This window comes from Pseudomonas sp. NPDC089918, from assembly GCF_050280605.1.
Taxonomy (GTDB): domain Bacteria; phylum Pseudomonadota; class Gammaproteobacteria; order Pseudomonadales; family Pseudomonadaceae; genus Aquipseudomonas.
In genome coordinates this window covers 157841-172806 of record NZ_JBNNVP010000010.1, presented here as the reverse complement: position 1 = coordinate 172806, position 14966 = coordinate 157841, and the positions used below count along the sequence as shown (strand labels likewise).

Below are 14966 nucleotides of genomic sequence, written 5' to 3'. Positions count from 1 at the left end.
TCGCTGCTGTCAACACCTCTTTTTCTCCGCTTTCGACCGAGATGATCGAACCGTCAATAAGGCGAAAACACACTGCCTTACCAACTCCTTCTGGCTTCGATGAACTGAAGCGTAACCGCTGCCGAAAACTGCGTAACTCTTTGTTTACCAAGGAGTTTTCCGTTTCGACTGCGCCGGAAGTGGGGCGAATTATAGACGTCCAGAATCTGCCGTCAACCCCTGATTTGGTTTTTCTATCAGGATGTTCAAAAACCCTCCTTATATATAGATGCGCCCGCAACGAATGCGCAGTATATTGCCCAACACATACAACAATACTCTCGCTTGCTACTTCGGACGATGCCACGCAATGAATGACCACCCCCGCAGTCTTGCCTCGACCCTGTTCTCGGTTGGCCTGCTCTTGATAGCCATGGCATCAATCCAGTCCGGAGCCTCCCTGGCCAAAAGCATGTTCCCGGTCATCGGTGCTCAAGGAACGACCACCCTGCGACTGATCTTTGCCAGTGTGATCATGCTGCTTATATTGCGCCCATGGCGAGCGAAGCTCACTGCGAAATCCCTGCGCACCGTTATCGTCTACGGGATGGCGTTGGGCGGCATGAACTTCCTCTTCTACATGTCCTTGCGCACTGTCCCCCTGGGTATCGCCGTAGCCCTGGAGTTCACCGGCCCATTGGCAGTCGCTATTTACGCCTCACGTCGAGCGATCGACTTTCTGTGGATTGCTCTGGCAGCCCTGGGTTTACTGCTATTGATTCCGACAGGCGCCACGAGCACGGGCATCGATCTGGTCGGCGCAGGTTACGCCCTCGGTGCTGGTGTCTGCTGGGCGCTGTACATTCTGTTCGGCCAGAAGGCTGGTGCTGATAATGGGGTGCAGACCGCTGCGTTGGGCGTGATGATTGCCGCCCTGTTCGTAGCTCCCATTGGTATTGTCCACGCTGGCGCTGCGCTACTGACACCCTCGTTGATTCCCGTGGCCATCGGGGTCGCCATTTTGTCCACCGCCCTGCCCTACACCCTGGAGATGGTCGCCCTCACACGGATACCAGCCCGGACCTTCGGTACATTGATGAGCATCGAACCTGCGATCGGTGCGCTGTCCGGCCTGTTGTTTCTCCAGGAATACCTTTCCCTGTCACAGTGGATGGCTATCCTGTGCATCATTCTGGCTTCCGTCGGCGCGACCATGACCATGGGGAGTAGCGCCAAGCCTGTGGTCGCAGCAGATTGAAACAAGATTGACGAAGGTCTGGTATTTACCGCTCAATTAGGCCATGTTTGGGCTACGTAACTCAGTGTCAGACATGGATTTTTTCAGATAGGGATATCAGAACGCTTCAAGCAAAAGCGAATGCAGGCAGACCCAGGCACAGATCCGGGGCCGCTATTAAGGACAGCAATGAAACGAATTTTGATACTGATCGCCGTACTTGCAATTGCGGGCTGCGCAGCGACCTCGAAACCCCAGACGAAACACGGCAAGAAAGGACTGCATATCAATTGTTCGGGGCTCTCGTCCTCGTGGGACAAATGCTACACCAGCGCCGCCAATTCGTGCGCGCCCAAGGGTTACAAGGTCATCGCCAAGTCAGGGGATACGGTGGAAGAGCCCGGTGACTATCCGTTCGGCCTCAACCCTGCCGGCTACACCAGCCGCAGCATGATCGTCATCTGCAAGTAACCCTCCCTTTCTATCGGGCTTGCGCAGCCCGATAGGCGCTTCGCGCCGATGCTGCTAACGTTCATCAGTCAATGACCGTTCAGCAAAGGGCGATATCCATGACCACCGCTATCAATAACAAGAACATCGTATTGGTCGTCGGCGCGGGCGATGCCACCGGCGGCGCCATCGCCAAACGTTTTGCCCGTGAAGGGTATATCGCCTGCGTCACACGTCGCAGCGCAGACAAACTCCAGCCATTGGTAGACTCCATTACAGCCAATGGCGGCGAGGCCCACGGTTTTGCCTGCGATGCGCGTAATGAAGAAGACGTGATAGCGCTCATCGAGCAGATCGAAACCGAGCTCGGCCCCATCGAAGCGTTCGTCTTCAATATCGGCGCCAATGTGCCGTGCAGCATCCTCGAAGAAACCGCCCGCAAGTATTTCAAGATTTGGGAAATGGCCTGTTTCTCAGGGTTTCTCAACGCCCGTGAAGTGGCCAAGCGCATGGTCACCCGCCAACGAGGCACGATCCTGTTCACCGGCGCCACTGCTGGCTTGCGCGGTGCCGCGGGTTTCGCCGCCTTCGCCGGTGCCAAGCACGGGATTCGCGCCTTGGCGCAAAGCATGGCCCGTGAACTGGGACCGATGAACATCCACGTCGCCCACGTCGTAGTTGATGGCGCCATCGATACCGACTTTATCCGCGACAACTTCCCGGAAAAATACGCGACCAAGGATCAGGACGGCATCCTCAATCCCGAGCACATCGCCGAAAACTATTGGTACCTGCACAGCCAGCCACGGGACGCCTGGACCTTCGAGCTGGATCTGCGCCCCTGGAGCGAACGCTGGTAAGCCCTCCCCTACAACAACAAGAAGAGCACATCGACCATGAGCAAAACCGTGGAGTTCTTTTTCGACCTCGGCAGCCCCGCCACTTACCTCGCCCATACCCAACTGCCAAAGATCTGCAAACAGGCCGATAGTCAGCTGATCTACAGACCGATGCTGCTGGGTGGCGTCTTCAAAGCTACTGGCAATGCTTCCCCCATCACCATACCGGCCAAGGGTCGCTACATGTTCCAGGACCTGGACCGCTATGCTAAACGCTATGGCGTACCGCTGAAGTTCAACCCGAACTTCCCGATCAATACCCTGATGCTGATGCGCGCTGTCACAGGTATGCAACTACGCCATCCCGAACGCTTTCAGGCGTTTATCGATTGCCTGTTTCACGCCCTTTGGGTTGAGGGATGCAGCCTCGATGATCCAGCGACTGTTGCCGCCGTGCTGACGCAAAACGGTTTCGATCCAAACGAGGTGCTGGCACTGACCGCCGATGAAACCGTCAAAGCCGCCCTCAAGGAAAACACCGAGGAAGCGGTGCAGCGCGGTGTATTCGGTGCACCAAGCATGTTTGTCGGTGATCAGTTGTTCTTCGGCCAGGATCGACTGGACTTCGTCCTTGAAGCCCTGCGTGCGCAATAACCAGCGCCGGCCTATGACCTGAGCCAGGCGCTGGAAACAGCGCCTGGACTCAAACCGCTCAGATGGCCGCGGTACGGGTGTTCAACCATTCGAGGGCCGCACCATTGAGCAACGGGCTCAGGCGTTCACGCACCTCGGCGTGATAACCGTTGAACCACTGCTTTTCGTCTTCAGTCAGCAGCGCTGGTTCCAGACAACGTGTGTCGATCGGGCACAGGGTCAGGGTTTCGAATTTCAGGAACTCCCCGAATTCGCTCTTGCCTGCTTCACGATTCAATACCAGGTTCTCGATCCGCACTCCCCAGCGACCCGGACGGTAAGTGCCCGGTTCGATGGAGGTGATCATCCCCGGCTGCATCGCGGTTTGCGGTGCCGCAGCAGCCTGATAGGCGATGACTTGCGGACCTTCGTGAACATTGAGGAAATAGCCGACGCCGTGACCAGTGCCGTGGCCGTAGTCGACGCTTTCGGCCCAGATCGGTGCGCGGGCAATAGCGTCCAGCAACGGCGACAGAATGCCTCGTGGGAACTGTGCACGGGAGAGCGCAATCACGCCTTTGAGTACGCGGGTGCAATCGCGCTTCTGCTCGTCAGTCGGCGTACCCACCGGCACCATTCGGGTGATGTCGGTGGTACCGCCCAGGTATTGGCCGCCGGAGTCGATCAGCAACAAGCCGTCACCCTCGATCACCGCGTGTTCTTCTTCGGTGGCGTGGTAGTGCGGCATCGCACCGTTGGCGTTGAACGCGGCAATGGTGTTGAAGCTCAGAGAGACATAATCCGGACGTCGGGTACGCGCCGCGGTCAGGTGTTCGTCGATGGTCAGTTCGGTGATGCGCTCACGCCCCCAAGCCGCTTCCAGCCAGGCGAAGAATTCGCACAGCGCCGCGCCGTCCTGCTCCATGGCCCGACGAATGTGCTCGGCATCGGCCAGGCTTTTCTGCGACTTGGCCAAGGTGGTCGGGTTCAGGCCTTCGAGCAGTTTCACGCCGCTGTTCAGGTTATCCAAAAGACCCGCCGTGACCCGCGCAGGATCGACTTGCAGGCTCTCGCCGCTCGGCACGGCGCGCAAGGCGGCGGTGACTTCGCTGTAATCGCGCAGGGTCACGCCGTCCTGCTCAAGAATGGCGCGCAGCTCGGCGCTCACTTTGCTCAGGGCGACGAACAAGGTGGCCTGCTGCTGGCTGATCAGGGCGAAGGACACGAACACCGGATTGAACGACACATCGCCGCCGCGCAGGTTGAACAGCCAGGCGATGTCATCGAGGGTGGCGATGAAGTGCCAGTCGGCACCGCGCTCTTTCAGCACCTCACGCAGTTTGGCGAGTTTTTCGCCACGGCTGACCGTCGCCTGAGGCGGCAAGTGTTGATAGATCGGCTCATTCGGCAGACTTGGACGATCACTCCAGACTTCATTCAGCAGATCGATGTCGGTGCGCAGACGTGCGCCGCGTTCTTCGAGTTTGCTGCTCAAAGTACGCGCGAAGGCCAAGGCCATCACCGCGCCATCGACTGCGACGACACCGCCTTCAGGGGTTTGCTCGGCCAGCCAATCGAGCGGGCCGGGTTGACCCGGTTGCAGCTTGACCAGTTCGATGCCGCTGCCCTTGAGCTCCTTGCTCGCTTGTTCCCAATAGCGGCTGTCGGCCCAGACACCGGCGAAATCCGGCGTGACGATCAGCGTGCCCACCGAGCCATGAAAACCCGACAGCCACTGCCGTCCCTGCCAATAGCCCGGCAGGTATTCCGACAGGTGCGGGTCGGCTGACGGCACCAGCAGAGCATGAATGCCCTCCCGGCTCATCAGCTCGCGGGTTTGCGCCAGGCGCTGGGGTACCAATCCATTGGTCAAAGGCTGTGTACTCATCGTGTCTCCTGCTAACCACTCATCATTATTATTCGGTGCCGATCGGAGTCGGCGCTTAAGGACCTGTCGCCCAGAATGCCGGAGCACTGGCGCAAGTTGCTTTAATCAGGTGTACCGCTTGATCGATATCCTGTTCGGTGGTGAAACGCCCCAGGCTCAAGCGAATGGTGCGACTGGCCGAGCGTGCGTCATGCCCCAGGGCCAGCAGCACATGGGACGGCGCATTGCTGGCGGAATTACAGGCCGAGGTCGCGGAAAACGCGATCGAGGTGCTCAACGCCGCGGAACTGAACTCGCCTTCGTTGAAAGTCAGGCTCAGGGTATGGGGAATGCGCTGGGTCGGGCTGCCATTGAGGCGCACCCCGGGAATGCTCAGCAGCGGCTCGAGCAAGCGTTCACGCAGACGCGTGATGGTGGCTTTTTCTTCATCGAACGAGGTGGCCGCCAACGCGAAGGCTGCCCCCATTGCGGCAATCTGGTGCGTCGCCAGCGTGCCGGAACGCAACCCGCCCTCGTGACCGCCGCCGTGGATCTGCGCCTGCAGACGCTGCTGAGCACGAGGACCGACATACAGCGCGCCGATGCCTTTGGGACCGTAGACCTTGTGCGCCGAGAACGACATCAAATCCACCGGCCACCGGGCCAGATCGATCGCCACTTTGCCCGCGCCCTGAGCCGCATCAACGTGGAATAACGCATCGCGATCACGCACCACCTGGCCGATGGCCGGGATGTCGTTGATGGTGCCCAGTTCGTTATTGACCAGCATCAATGACACCAGAAAGGTGTCCTCACGCATCGCTTCACTGACCGCTTGTGGAGTAATCAGGCCTTCGGCATCGGGCACCAGATACGTCACCGCAACGCCTGCGTCCTGCAACTGTTTTGCAGTGTCGAGAATCGCTTTGTGTTCGATCTGGCTGGTAATGATGTGGCCGCCGGATACACCGCGGGCCTGGGCCACGCCCTTGAGGGCAAGGTTGTTTGATTCGGTGGCGCCGGAAGTCCAGACGATCTGCTCCGCCTGGGCGCCCACCAACTCGGCGACCTGGCGCCGTGCTTGCTCGACCGATTGCCGGGCCTGTTGGCCGAAGGCGTGGGAACTGGACGCTGGATTGCCGAAGTTACCTGTGAAACCCAGACACTCGACCATGACCTTGATGACCCGCTCATCCACCGGCGTGGTGGCGGCGTAGTCGAAATACAACGGACGTTTATTCATAAAAGACTCGCAGAGCGTGTTCCGGGATCAGGAAGCTCGTCACTGGAAATGTCAAAGCGCCGCCTCATGAGCGACGCCGAATTTTCAGAACGACAGCAATACCTGATCGGAGGCCATTAAAGAAGAACAACTTCATTTAAAAGTGCGTAGGAACGCTCCTGAAGTCGAGCTTAACAGGCATCGGGCCACCGGATGAAGCAATGCGTCAGCTAAAACTTTCGAGCAATAACGGATACATCGAAGCCACCAACAATAAGGCCATACCCCAGTTGAACAGCCGCAACCAGCGGCGATCGCGCAGCACATTGCGCAACAGCGTGCCGCAACCGGCCCACACCCCGACGCTTGGCAGGTTGATCAAGGCGAAGACCGCGGCAATCACAATCACATTGGTGAAATAGCCCTGCATCGGCGTGTAGGTGCTGATCGCACCGATGGCCATGATCCAGGCCTTGGGGTTGACCCATTGAAACGCTGCCGCACCCAAGTAACTGATCGGCCTGCCCTCGCCCTGTTCACCCTCGGCTACCGGCCCGGAATGAGCAATCTTCCACGCCAGGTACAACAAATACGCCGCGCCGACATAGCGCAACACGGTGTAAAGCATTGGATAGGTTTGAAACACCGTGCCCAGGCCGAAACCGACAGCGACCACCAGGACGAAGAAGCCACAAGTGATACCCAGCATGTGGGGAATGGTGCGCTGAAAGCCAAAATTCACGCCAGATGCCAGCAACATGGTGTTGTTCGGGCCGGGGGTGATCGAGGTGACAAGGGCAAACAGGGCAAAGCCCAGCAGCAGGTCGAGCGAGAGTGTCATGGGTGGCAGTCCATCAGGGTCAGTCAGGTATTGACCCTATCGCACGCCTTGAGGGAAACCCATGGACAGTTGCGTGAAAGTTCGAGCAGTACAGTTGTCGCTCAGCTTGGGCGACCGTGCAGCTGTACTGCGCGTTCGGCGTTCATCTCGCCTTGTTTGTCGAAACTGAACGATTTTGCCGGCTGGCCGAGCAATTCGGCTTTCTTCGCGTGGTACTCGTCGAAGGACAAGCCACGACGATTCAGCGCCTCCAGCGCCAGTTCCCGGGTTTCTTCAGCGGTGTAGGGCCGCAATTCCGGTGAAACATGGCTGGCACATCCGGCGAGAACGGAGATGGCGAGCAGCAAGAAAGTGGCGAGCAGAGATTTCATTTCGGGCGTCCGCAGATCTGTGTTTGGGGCAATGAACACAGGCTACCCGTGCCGCTTGAAGGGTAGAAATCAACGCTCTCGATAGTGGGTATCGGATCAAAAGATCGCAGTCTTTGCCAACTGCTCGTCGGGCACTCGGTTGCGGGAAAAGGGCTGACCTATAGTTACTCGACCGGAAATCGGCGAAGGAACACCTTAACCCCACAACAAAAGGAGAACCGTCATGAGCGTAAAACCTATTCCAGAGGGTTATCACAGCATCACCCCTTATCTAGGCATTCAGAAAGCTGCCGAAGCCATCGACTTCTACAAGAAGGCCTTTGGCGCCACCGAAGTCATGCGCCTGGCCATGCCCGATGGCGGGATCGGGCACGCTGAGCTGCGTATTGGTGACTGCCCGATCATGCTTGGCACACCCTGCGACCAGGGCCCATTGAGCAACCCGGACAAGTCGCCGTCCGTGGGGCTGCATCTGTATGTGAACGATGTGGACAAGTCCTTTAAACAGGCCATCGATGCCGGTGCCACGCAGGTGTCCGAGGTCAAGGATCAGTTTTATGGCGACCGTTCGGGGACTTTGAAGGATCCCTACGGGCATCTGTGGTTTCTGGCCACGCGCAAGGAGGATTTGACTCAGGAGCAGATCGAACAGCGCGCGAAGGAGATGTTTAAGCAGGGTTGAGTTTTCCAGTGAATGTTCGGGCCTCTTCGCGAGCAAGCCCGCTCCCACAGTTGATCGGCTGCGTACACATAATGTGTGTTCGACACCAATCCAATGTGGGAGCGGGCTTGCTCGCGAAGAGGCCATCACCTTCAACATCCAATTTGACTGTCAGACCTTTTCGCAAATAAACCCGCCCCCCGCCCAGCCAGCAATACGAAACATTTACTTTCATATCCCCTTTCGGGATTTCCGATGCTCATACGTCTTATTTAGATGCAGTCGGTCGCGTAGGCAAAAGCCACGGCCGGACTTTTCATGGACCGCACCGCTGGGAAGCCCGCAGCAGTAGTCCTCTCATCGAAACAAGACCTTTAATCATGTCGAAGAAATCCCGCTCAAAACTCTGGTTTCTGGTCCATAGCTGGCTGGCGCTGCCCATCTGGTTTTTTGTATTGATCGTCTGTGTGACCGGCACGCTGGCGGTGGTCAGTCAGGAAATCGTCTGGCTGGCCAACCCGCAAATGCGGGCCAGCGCGCCTTCAGACGACGCGCCGCTGCTCAACTATGACCAGATTGTCGCCGCCATCAAACAGGCCGAACCCCAGACGCTGGTCCAGAGCATCAGTCGCCCCGACGAGTCGCATTTCGCCCTGGACGTGGACGTCAGTTACCCGGACGGCCGCGAGGTGACGGTCTATGTGAACCCCTATAGCGGGGTGATTCAGGGCACCGCTCCACAATTCAACTTCAAGGCATTCACCCGCGCACTGCATGGCTGGTGGCTGGTGCCGTTCACCAACGGCTACAGCTGGGGCTGGTATCTGGTGTCGTTCCTCGGGCTGCCGATGCTGGCGTCGCTGGTGACCGGGCTGGTGGTCTACAAACGGTTCTGGAAAGGCTTCTTCCGACCGACCCTGCGCATTCGCCATGGCGCGCGGATTTTCTGGGGCGACTTTCACCGGCTCAGCGGTATCTGGTCGATCTGGTTCATTGCGGTGATCTCGATCACCGGTGTCTGGTTCCTGATCAAGGCGATTCTGTTCGACAACCAGATTTCGATTACCACGGAACCGGTGGTGTCGGTCGTCTCGCGCGAAAGCGTGCCGTTGACCAGCACCGGCAAACCGGCCCCGATGATCAGCCTGGAACAGGCGATCAAGGTCGCTCAGGAACAGATCCCCGGACTGGAAGCGAGTTTCGTCAGCCTGCCGGGCAACGCTTACAGCCACCTGTCGGTCGGTGGTCGAAGCTGGTATCCGCTGATGTTCCAGACGGCCGAGGTCAACCCGTACAACGGCGATATTGCCAGCACACGGCTGCTGTCCGATCGCTCCAGCCTGGAATTCGTGACCGAGTCGATGCGTCCGTTGCACACCGGTGACTTTGGCGGGATCTGGATCAAGCTGATCTGGTTCTTCTTCGGTTTGCTGCTGAGCATGATGGTGCTCAGCGGCTTGCTGATCTGGACCAAACGCACCGCCCTGGCCACCGCCAATGCGTTCAAGCGCAGCAACAAGGCTCCGCTCCCGGTGTCGAGACCGCAAACGGTCATGAACCAACAGACTCCGGAGGGCAACCTGTGAGCAAGACGATCACTGCACCGCAGCCTTCCCGGGCGAGCCTGCTTTGGCGCAAATGGCGCTTCCACATCAACATTTTCTTGCTGCTGATCCCTTTGGGCTTCATGCCCAAATACTTTGCCGACGCCTCGCTGTTTCGGGGCGACAGCGGACTGGGGGAACGGGAAATCGGCGAAATCCAGGTCGGCCCCTGGAGCCTGCAACTGGCCGAACTGCGCAACGAGGCGCCACGATTGACCGGCCCGGCTGGCCACATGAAAGGTTTCAACGCAGCACTGTGCGAGCGCTGTCGCGATGAGGTCAAGGCGACTTACCTGCGCATCGGCAAACCACGCAGCCTGCGCGCCGCCGGGGTGATTTTCTTCGGTACACCATACCGCATGGGCGCGATGCTGCCGGTGCCCGAAAAGACCAAAACCGACGCCGAACTGTGGATCACCATGGAAGGCTGGGACGGCGCCATGCATCAAGCGTCCATCCCCCTGAGCCAGGCATCCCCGGCCACCCTCGCCTGGCTGAACAAACAAGGAGGCAAACCATGATCAACGCTTTTCGCCCCGTTCTATTGATGTTCTGCGCCGCCTTCAGCACCAGCGCCCTGGCTCACAACCCGATGTGCGAATGCAAGGCCATCGATGCCGAACAGATCCAGTGCACCGGCGGTTTCTCCGACGGCAGCGGCGCGCCGGGCGTGACCCTGGACGTGATCGGCTACGACGAAACCATTCTGGTGCCGGGCAAGCTCGGCGCCGATTCGACCCTGACGTTCAAGAAACCCGGCGCTGAGTTCTATGTGCTGTTCGACGCCGGTCCTGGCCATGTCGTCGAGATCGACCAAGCGGACATCCAAGCCCCATGACGACACCAACCACACACATCGTCCGCCCGGCCGGCGCCGGCCATGAAACCCTCTATGTGTTGCTGCTGTGCCTGATGATCCTGGCGGTTGCCGGCTCCGTGGTCGCCTGGCGCGGCGAGGCTCAGGAGGTGAGTAGCGTTGGCAGCCATCAACTGGATGCCCGTCGTGACCTGAGCGCATCCGAGCAAGGCATCTACGCCGACCTGCGGGTCACGCTGGATGAAATTCATCTGTTGCGTCAGGAACAGCAAGCACTGCCCACACCCGCCACCCTCGCCGATGAAGGTTTTGCGCCGTTTGCCCAGGACGCCAGTTCTGTCAGCCGCGGTGGCCATGCCTGGCAGTTGCTGGACACCAAGGCCTACTTCGGCCAAAGCCAGACCCCAACCGTTGCCGGTTCGTTTCTGATGCGCTTGACCGCTGAAGACGACACTGCGCCAGACATCTGGCTCAACCGCGCCAGCACCCTCAACGCCCCGAACGATCTCACCGACGCTGCGCTCAACGGCGCCGGCTGGCAGCAGATCGTCGCGCAATTCGATGCCGGCGTCACCCGCCAACATCGGCATTGAACCCTCGCCTTCACCCGAGAGAAGACCGCTTTCCCATGCCTAGTTCATCTCAACGTCATTCCTTTTTGCGCCTGCTACTGGTCGGTCTGTTTGCCTGTTTGCTGACACCTCTGGCCAGTGCCGATGAAGCCAAGCGCCTGCGCATCGGCATCACCCTGCACCCTTATTACAGTTACGTGGCCAACATCGTCGGTGACAAAGCCGAAGTGGTGCCGCTGATCCCGGCCGGTTTCAATCCGCATGCCTACGAGCCGCGGGCCGAAGACATCAAGCGCATCAGCGGGCTGGACGTGGTCGTGCTTAACGGCGTGGGCCATGACGACTTCGCCGACCGCATGATCGCCGCCAGCGAAACGCCGAACATCAAGGTGATCGAAGCCAACGAAAACGTGCCCCTGCTGGCCGCCACCGGCGTCGCTGCACGGGGCGCCGGCAAGGTGGTCAACCCGCACACGTTCCTGTCGATCAGTGCGTCCATTGCCCAGGTCAACAACATCGCCCGGGAACTGGGCAAGCTCGACCCGGCCAACGCCAAGACCTATACCCAGAACGCCCGCGCCTACGGCAAACGCCTGCGACAGATGCGCGCCGACGCCCTGGCAAAACTGACCCAGGCGCCGAACGCCGAGCTTCGCGTGGCCACGGTGCATGCCGCCTACGACTATTTGCTGCGCGAGTTCGGCCTGGAAGTGACCGCTGTGGTCGAGCCGGCCCACGGTATCGAACCGAGCCCCAGCCAACTGAAAAAGACCATCGATCAGCTGCGGGAGCTGGACGTGAAAGTGATCTTCTCGGAGATGGATTTTCCGTCCACTTACGTCGAGACCATCCAGCGTGAGTCCGGGGTGAAGCTGTATCCGCTGTCGCACATTTCCTACGGCGAATACACCGCCGACAAGTACGAAATAGAAATGACCGGCAACCTCAATACCGTGGTCCGCGCGATTCAGGAGTCCGGCGCATGACGGCTCAAGAAACCATCACTGAATCCCCTGTGGGAGCGGGCTTGCTCGCGAAGAGGGAGTATCAGTCGACATCAATGTTGACTGACCCACCGCTTTCGCGGGCAAGTCGGATCGCCGCACCGCCGCTCCCACAGGTTTCGGGGCCGACCCTGGATTTCGCCGAGGTCAGCCTCACGCTGGGTCGCACGACAATCCTCGACAAGGTGACCTTTGAGGTTCGGCCCGGCAGCGTGCACGCACTGGTCGGCCCCAACGGTGGCGGCAAGAGCTCGCTGATCAAGACCCTGCTCGGACAGATGCCGCATCAAGGTCGATTGAGCCTGCAATGGCCTGGCGAACCGGGGACCATCGGCTACGTGCCTCAGGCGCTGGAGTTCGATCGTGGTTTACCGATGACCGTCGATGACTTCATGGCCGCGATGTGCCAACGGCGCCCGGCGTTTCTCGGGTTGAGTAAACACTACGCGGCGGCCATCGGCGAAGCACTGGAACGGGTCGGCATGCAGGACAAACGCAAGCGGCGCATGGGCGCATTGTCCGGCGGTGAGCGCCAGCGCGTTTTGTTGGCGCAAGGACTGATTCCGGCGCCACAGTTGCTGGTGCTCGACGAACCGATGTCGGCCCTCGATGAGGCCGGTATTCAAGTGTTCGAACGACTACTGGGCGACTGGCGCCAGAGCGGCATCACCGTGCTGTGGATCGAGCATGATCTGGAAGCGGTCGGGCGACTGGCGGACCGGGTCACCGGGCTCAATCGCCGTGTGCTGTTCGATGCCACGCCGAAACAGGCACTGACCCCGGAGCGACTGCTGACCTTGTTCTCGACCCATCCCCGGAGCGCTGCCTGATGAGTTACGAAGCCTTTCGTTTGATGATCCAGGGTTGGGCCTCGTCGGGTTACCTGCCGGAAGCGCTGGCCTATGGATTTGTGGTCAACGCGCTGCTCGCGGGGCTGTTGATCGGCCCGGTGTTGGGCGGCTTGGGTACGCTGGTGGTGGTCAAGCGTTTCGCGTTTTTCTCCGAAGCGGTGGGCCATGCGGCGCTGACCGGTGTGGCCATCGGCATTCTGCTCGGTGAACCCTACACCGGGCCTTATGGGAGCCTGTTCGGTTACTGCCTGCTGTTCGGCATTTTGCTCAACTATTTACGCAACCGTACGGGGCTGGCGCCGGATACCTTGATCGGCGTGTTCCTTTCTGTGTCGTTGGCGTTGGGCGCCAGCCTGTTATTGATTCTGGCAGGCAAAATCAACGTGCACATCCTGGAAAACGTGCTGTTCGGTTCAGTGCTGACAGTCAACGGCAATGACCTGCTGGTGTTGGCCATTGTTGGTTCGCTGGTGATGGCGCTGGCCCTACCGCTGTACAACCGCATCATGCTCGCCAGTTTCAATCCGCAATTGGCGGCGGTGCGCGGTGTGGCGGTGAAGACCCTGGATTACCTGTTCGTGATCCTGGTGACCCTGATCACGGTGGCGGCGGTGAAAGTTATCGGCGCGATTCTGGTCGGTGCGCTATTGGTGATTCCTGCGGCGGCCGCGCGGTTGCTCAGTCAGTCGCTGAAGGGTTTTTTCTGGTGTTCGGTGCTGATCGCCACGGTCAGCACGCTGTGCGGAATTCTCGCGCCGATTGTCTTTGACCTGCCTATCCCGTCCGGCGCCGCGATCATTCTGGTGGCCGGTATCGCCTTCGCCCTGGCCGCGATTGCTCGTGGCATCGTTCCAAGTCTGAAAGGGAACCTCGGATAAATGTCTTTTTCTCTGCGTCAATTGACCCTGGCGCTGACCTTGTGTGGGCCAGCCTCGTTCAACGCATCCGCCACCGATACCTTCGAACCGATGCGTCTGGTGGCCAATCACGGTGTCGGTAACACCGCGCTCTTTGCCTCGACTTCAACGCACAAAGTGCTGGTGCTGGCAGCGTTGCCTGTGACCTACGGTCTGGGTGCCCTGCTGCTGGAGGGCACCGATGTCAGCCTTGAGCGCGCTGCGCCGGCCAACCTTCCCGGCAGTCGGCAGACCGCTTATTTCACCGGTCGCGGCGCTCAAGCGCTCAATAAGCTGGCGATCGACGCGGATGCGGTCATCGGCCTGCGTTCGCTATGGCCGGATGATCCGCTGTATCCGAACGCCCGTCGCAGCAATATCCGCATCATTGAAATCGACGCCGCCCGCCCGGTGGACGGCGCTCTGCCCGGCATCGCCATACAGCCTGGCAGCAAGATCGACGGTTTGAACAGTCAGCCTTGGTTGGCCAGCAACAACATGGGCCGGATGGCGGATGTCATGGCGGCAGACCTGGTGCGCCTGGCGCCAGCGGCCAAGCCGAAAATCGATGCCAACCTGGCAGCACTCAAACAGCGCCTGCTCAAGCTCAGCGCTGACAGCGAGTCACGGCTGGCCTATGCCGACAACTTGAGTGTGATGAGCCTGAGCGATCATTTCGGCTACCTGATCGGCGGCCTTAACCTGGAGCTGATCGGCCTGGATGCACGGTCGGATGCCGAGTGGACGCCGCAGGCGCTGACGCAATTGGGCGCAACGCTCAAAAACAATGATGTGGCGGTGGTGCTGCATCATCGCCAGCCGTCGGACGCGGTGAAAGCGGTGATTGCCGAGGCGGGTAGTCGGTTGGTGGTGTTGAGTGTCGATGCGGCGGATCCGGTGGCCGAGCTGGAAGGGAATGTGGATCAGGTGATCAAGGGGTTGAGCGGGGTGTAACGTCAGTTAGACCGCGTTATCGTTCTTCGCGAGCAGGCTCGCTCCCACAGTGGATTTGTGTCGAGCACATACTCCGTGATCACCACCGATCAAATGTGGGAGCGAGCCTGCTCGCGATGGCGGCCTGACGGGCAACACAAACTCCAGACATGAAAAAGCCCGCTGACC

General features: G+C 59.6%; 18 protein-coding genes. 14 read left to right on the top strand and 4 right to left on the bottom strand.

Going from position 1 to position 14966, the window contains the following annotated elements:
* The 5 genes from ACQKPC_RS10285 to ACQKPC_RS10265 all read left to right on the top strand — a co-directional run.
* The coding region (locus tag ACQKPC_RS10285; RefSeq protein WP_427624374.1) for a hypothetical protein at positions 1–353 on the top strand (353 nt) is incomplete at its 5' end.
* Positions 350–1237, top strand: coding sequence for a threonine/homoserine exporter RhtA (gene rhtA, locus ACQKPC_RS10280; RefSeq protein ID WP_427624373.1), 888 nt, complete (start codon positions 350–352; stop codon positions 1235–1237). The genes ACQKPC_RS10285 and rhtA, both read left to right, overlap by 4 nt.
* A gap of 168 nt (positions 1238–1405) precedes the next feature.
* A complete protein-coding gene (locus ACQKPC_RS10275; protein WP_063341042.1) occupies positions 1406–1687 on the top strand; it encodes a hypothetical protein in 282 nt (93 codons plus the stop codon).
* 98 nt (positions 1688–1785) lie between these two features.
* On the top strand, positions 1786–2526 hold the full coding sequence (locus tag ACQKPC_RS10270) for an SDR family oxidoreductase (protein ID WP_427624371.1): 741 nt from the start codon (positions 1786–1788) through the stop codon (positions 2524–2526).
* Between the two features lie 36 nt (positions 2527–2562).
* Positions 2563–3159, top strand: a complete 597-nt coding sequence (locus ACQKPC_RS10265) for a 2-hydroxychromene-2-carboxylate isomerase (protein ID WP_427624370.1) — start codon at positions 2563–2565, stop codon at positions 3157–3159.
* A gap of 58 nt (positions 3160–3217) precedes the next feature.
* On the opposite strand, the gene ACQKPC_RS10260 is transcribed toward ACQKPC_RS10265, so the two are convergent.
* The 4 genes from ACQKPC_RS10260 to ACQKPC_RS10245 all read right to left on the bottom strand — a co-directional run bounded on the left by ACQKPC_RS10260 (position 3218) and on the right by ACQKPC_RS10245 (position 7439).
* Positions 3218–5026, bottom strand: a complete 1809-nt coding sequence (locus tag ACQKPC_RS10260) for an aminopeptidase P family protein (RefSeq protein WP_427624369.1) — start codon at positions 5024–5026, stop codon at positions 3218–3220.
* Positions 5027–5081: 55 nt separating this feature from the next.
* Positions 5082–6248, bottom strand: a complete 1167-nt coding sequence (locus tag ACQKPC_RS10255) for a cysteine desulfurase family protein (RefSeq protein WP_427624368.1) — start codon at positions 6246–6248, stop codon at positions 5082–5084.
* 205 nt (positions 6249–6453) lie between these two features.
* Positions 6454–7068: a LysE family translocator gene (locus ACQKPC_RS10250; protein WP_008075565.1), complete on the bottom strand. Its 615-nt coding sequence runs from the start codon at positions 7066–7068 to the stop codon at positions 6454–6456.
* 101 nt (positions 7069–7169) lie between these two features.
* Positions 7170–7439: a hypothetical protein gene (locus tag ACQKPC_RS10245; RefSeq protein WP_007906574.1), complete on the bottom strand. Its 270-nt coding sequence runs from the start codon at positions 7437–7439 to the stop codon at positions 7170–7172.
* Between the two features lie 223 nt (positions 7440–7662).
* On the opposite strand from ACQKPC_RS10245, the gene ACQKPC_RS10240 reads away from it, so the two are divergent.
* From ACQKPC_RS10240 to ACQKPC_RS10200, 9 genes are all read left to right on the top strand, one after another.
* Positions 7663–8121 (top strand): VOC family protein, encoded by a 459-nt coding sequence (locus ACQKPC_RS10240; RefSeq protein ID WP_192344136.1) that lies wholly within the window; start codon positions 7663–7665, stop codon positions 8119–8121.
* Positions 8122–8480: 359 nt separating this feature from the next.
* Positions 8481–9686 (top strand): PepSY-associated TM helix domain-containing protein, encoded by a 1206-nt coding sequence (locus ACQKPC_RS10235; RefSeq protein ID WP_427624367.1) that lies wholly within the window; start codon positions 8481–8483, stop codon positions 9684–9686.
* A complete protein-coding gene (locus tag ACQKPC_RS10230; protein ID WP_008075575.1) occupies positions 9683–10225 on the top strand; it encodes a hypothetical protein in 543 nt (180 codons plus the stop codon). Before ACQKPC_RS10235 ends, ACQKPC_RS10230 begins: the two co-directional genes overlap by 4 nt.
* Positions 10222–10542, top strand: coding sequence for a hypothetical protein (locus ACQKPC_RS10225; protein ID WP_063341052.1), 321 nt, complete (start codon positions 10222–10224; stop codon positions 10540–10542). The genes ACQKPC_RS10230 and ACQKPC_RS10225 overlap by 4 nt, the downstream gene beginning before the upstream one ends.
* Positions 10539–11114: a DUF6162 family protein gene (locus ACQKPC_RS10220; RefSeq protein ID WP_427624366.1), complete on the top strand. Its 576-nt coding sequence runs from the start codon at positions 10539–10541 to the stop codon at positions 11112–11114. Before ACQKPC_RS10225 ends, ACQKPC_RS10220 begins: the two co-directional genes overlap by 4 nt.
* A 35-nt stretch (positions 11115–11149) precedes the next feature.
* Positions 11150–12079: a metal ABC transporter substrate-binding protein gene (locus ACQKPC_RS10215; protein ID WP_427624365.1), complete on the top strand. Its 930-nt coding sequence runs from the start codon at positions 11150–11152 to the stop codon at positions 12077–12079.
* Between the two features lie 74 nt (positions 12080–12153).
* Positions 12154–12927, top strand: a complete 774-nt coding sequence (locus ACQKPC_RS10210; RefSeq protein WP_427624383.1) for a metal ABC transporter ATP-binding protein — start codon at positions 12154–12156, stop codon at positions 12925–12927.
* The gene (locus ACQKPC_RS10205) at positions 12927–13826 is read left to right on the top strand and encodes a metal ABC transporter permease (RefSeq protein WP_427624364.1); all 900 of its coding nucleotides are present in this window, start codon (positions 12927–12929) and stop codon (positions 13824–13826) included. The genes ACQKPC_RS10210 and ACQKPC_RS10205 overlap by 1 nt, the downstream gene beginning before the upstream one ends.
* Entirely contained in the window at positions 13827–14798 is a 972-nt protein-coding gene (locus ACQKPC_RS10200) for a metal ABC transporter substrate-binding protein (RefSeq protein ID WP_427624362.1), read from the top strand.
* The last annotated feature ends 168 nt before the right edge of the window (positions 14799–14966 follow it).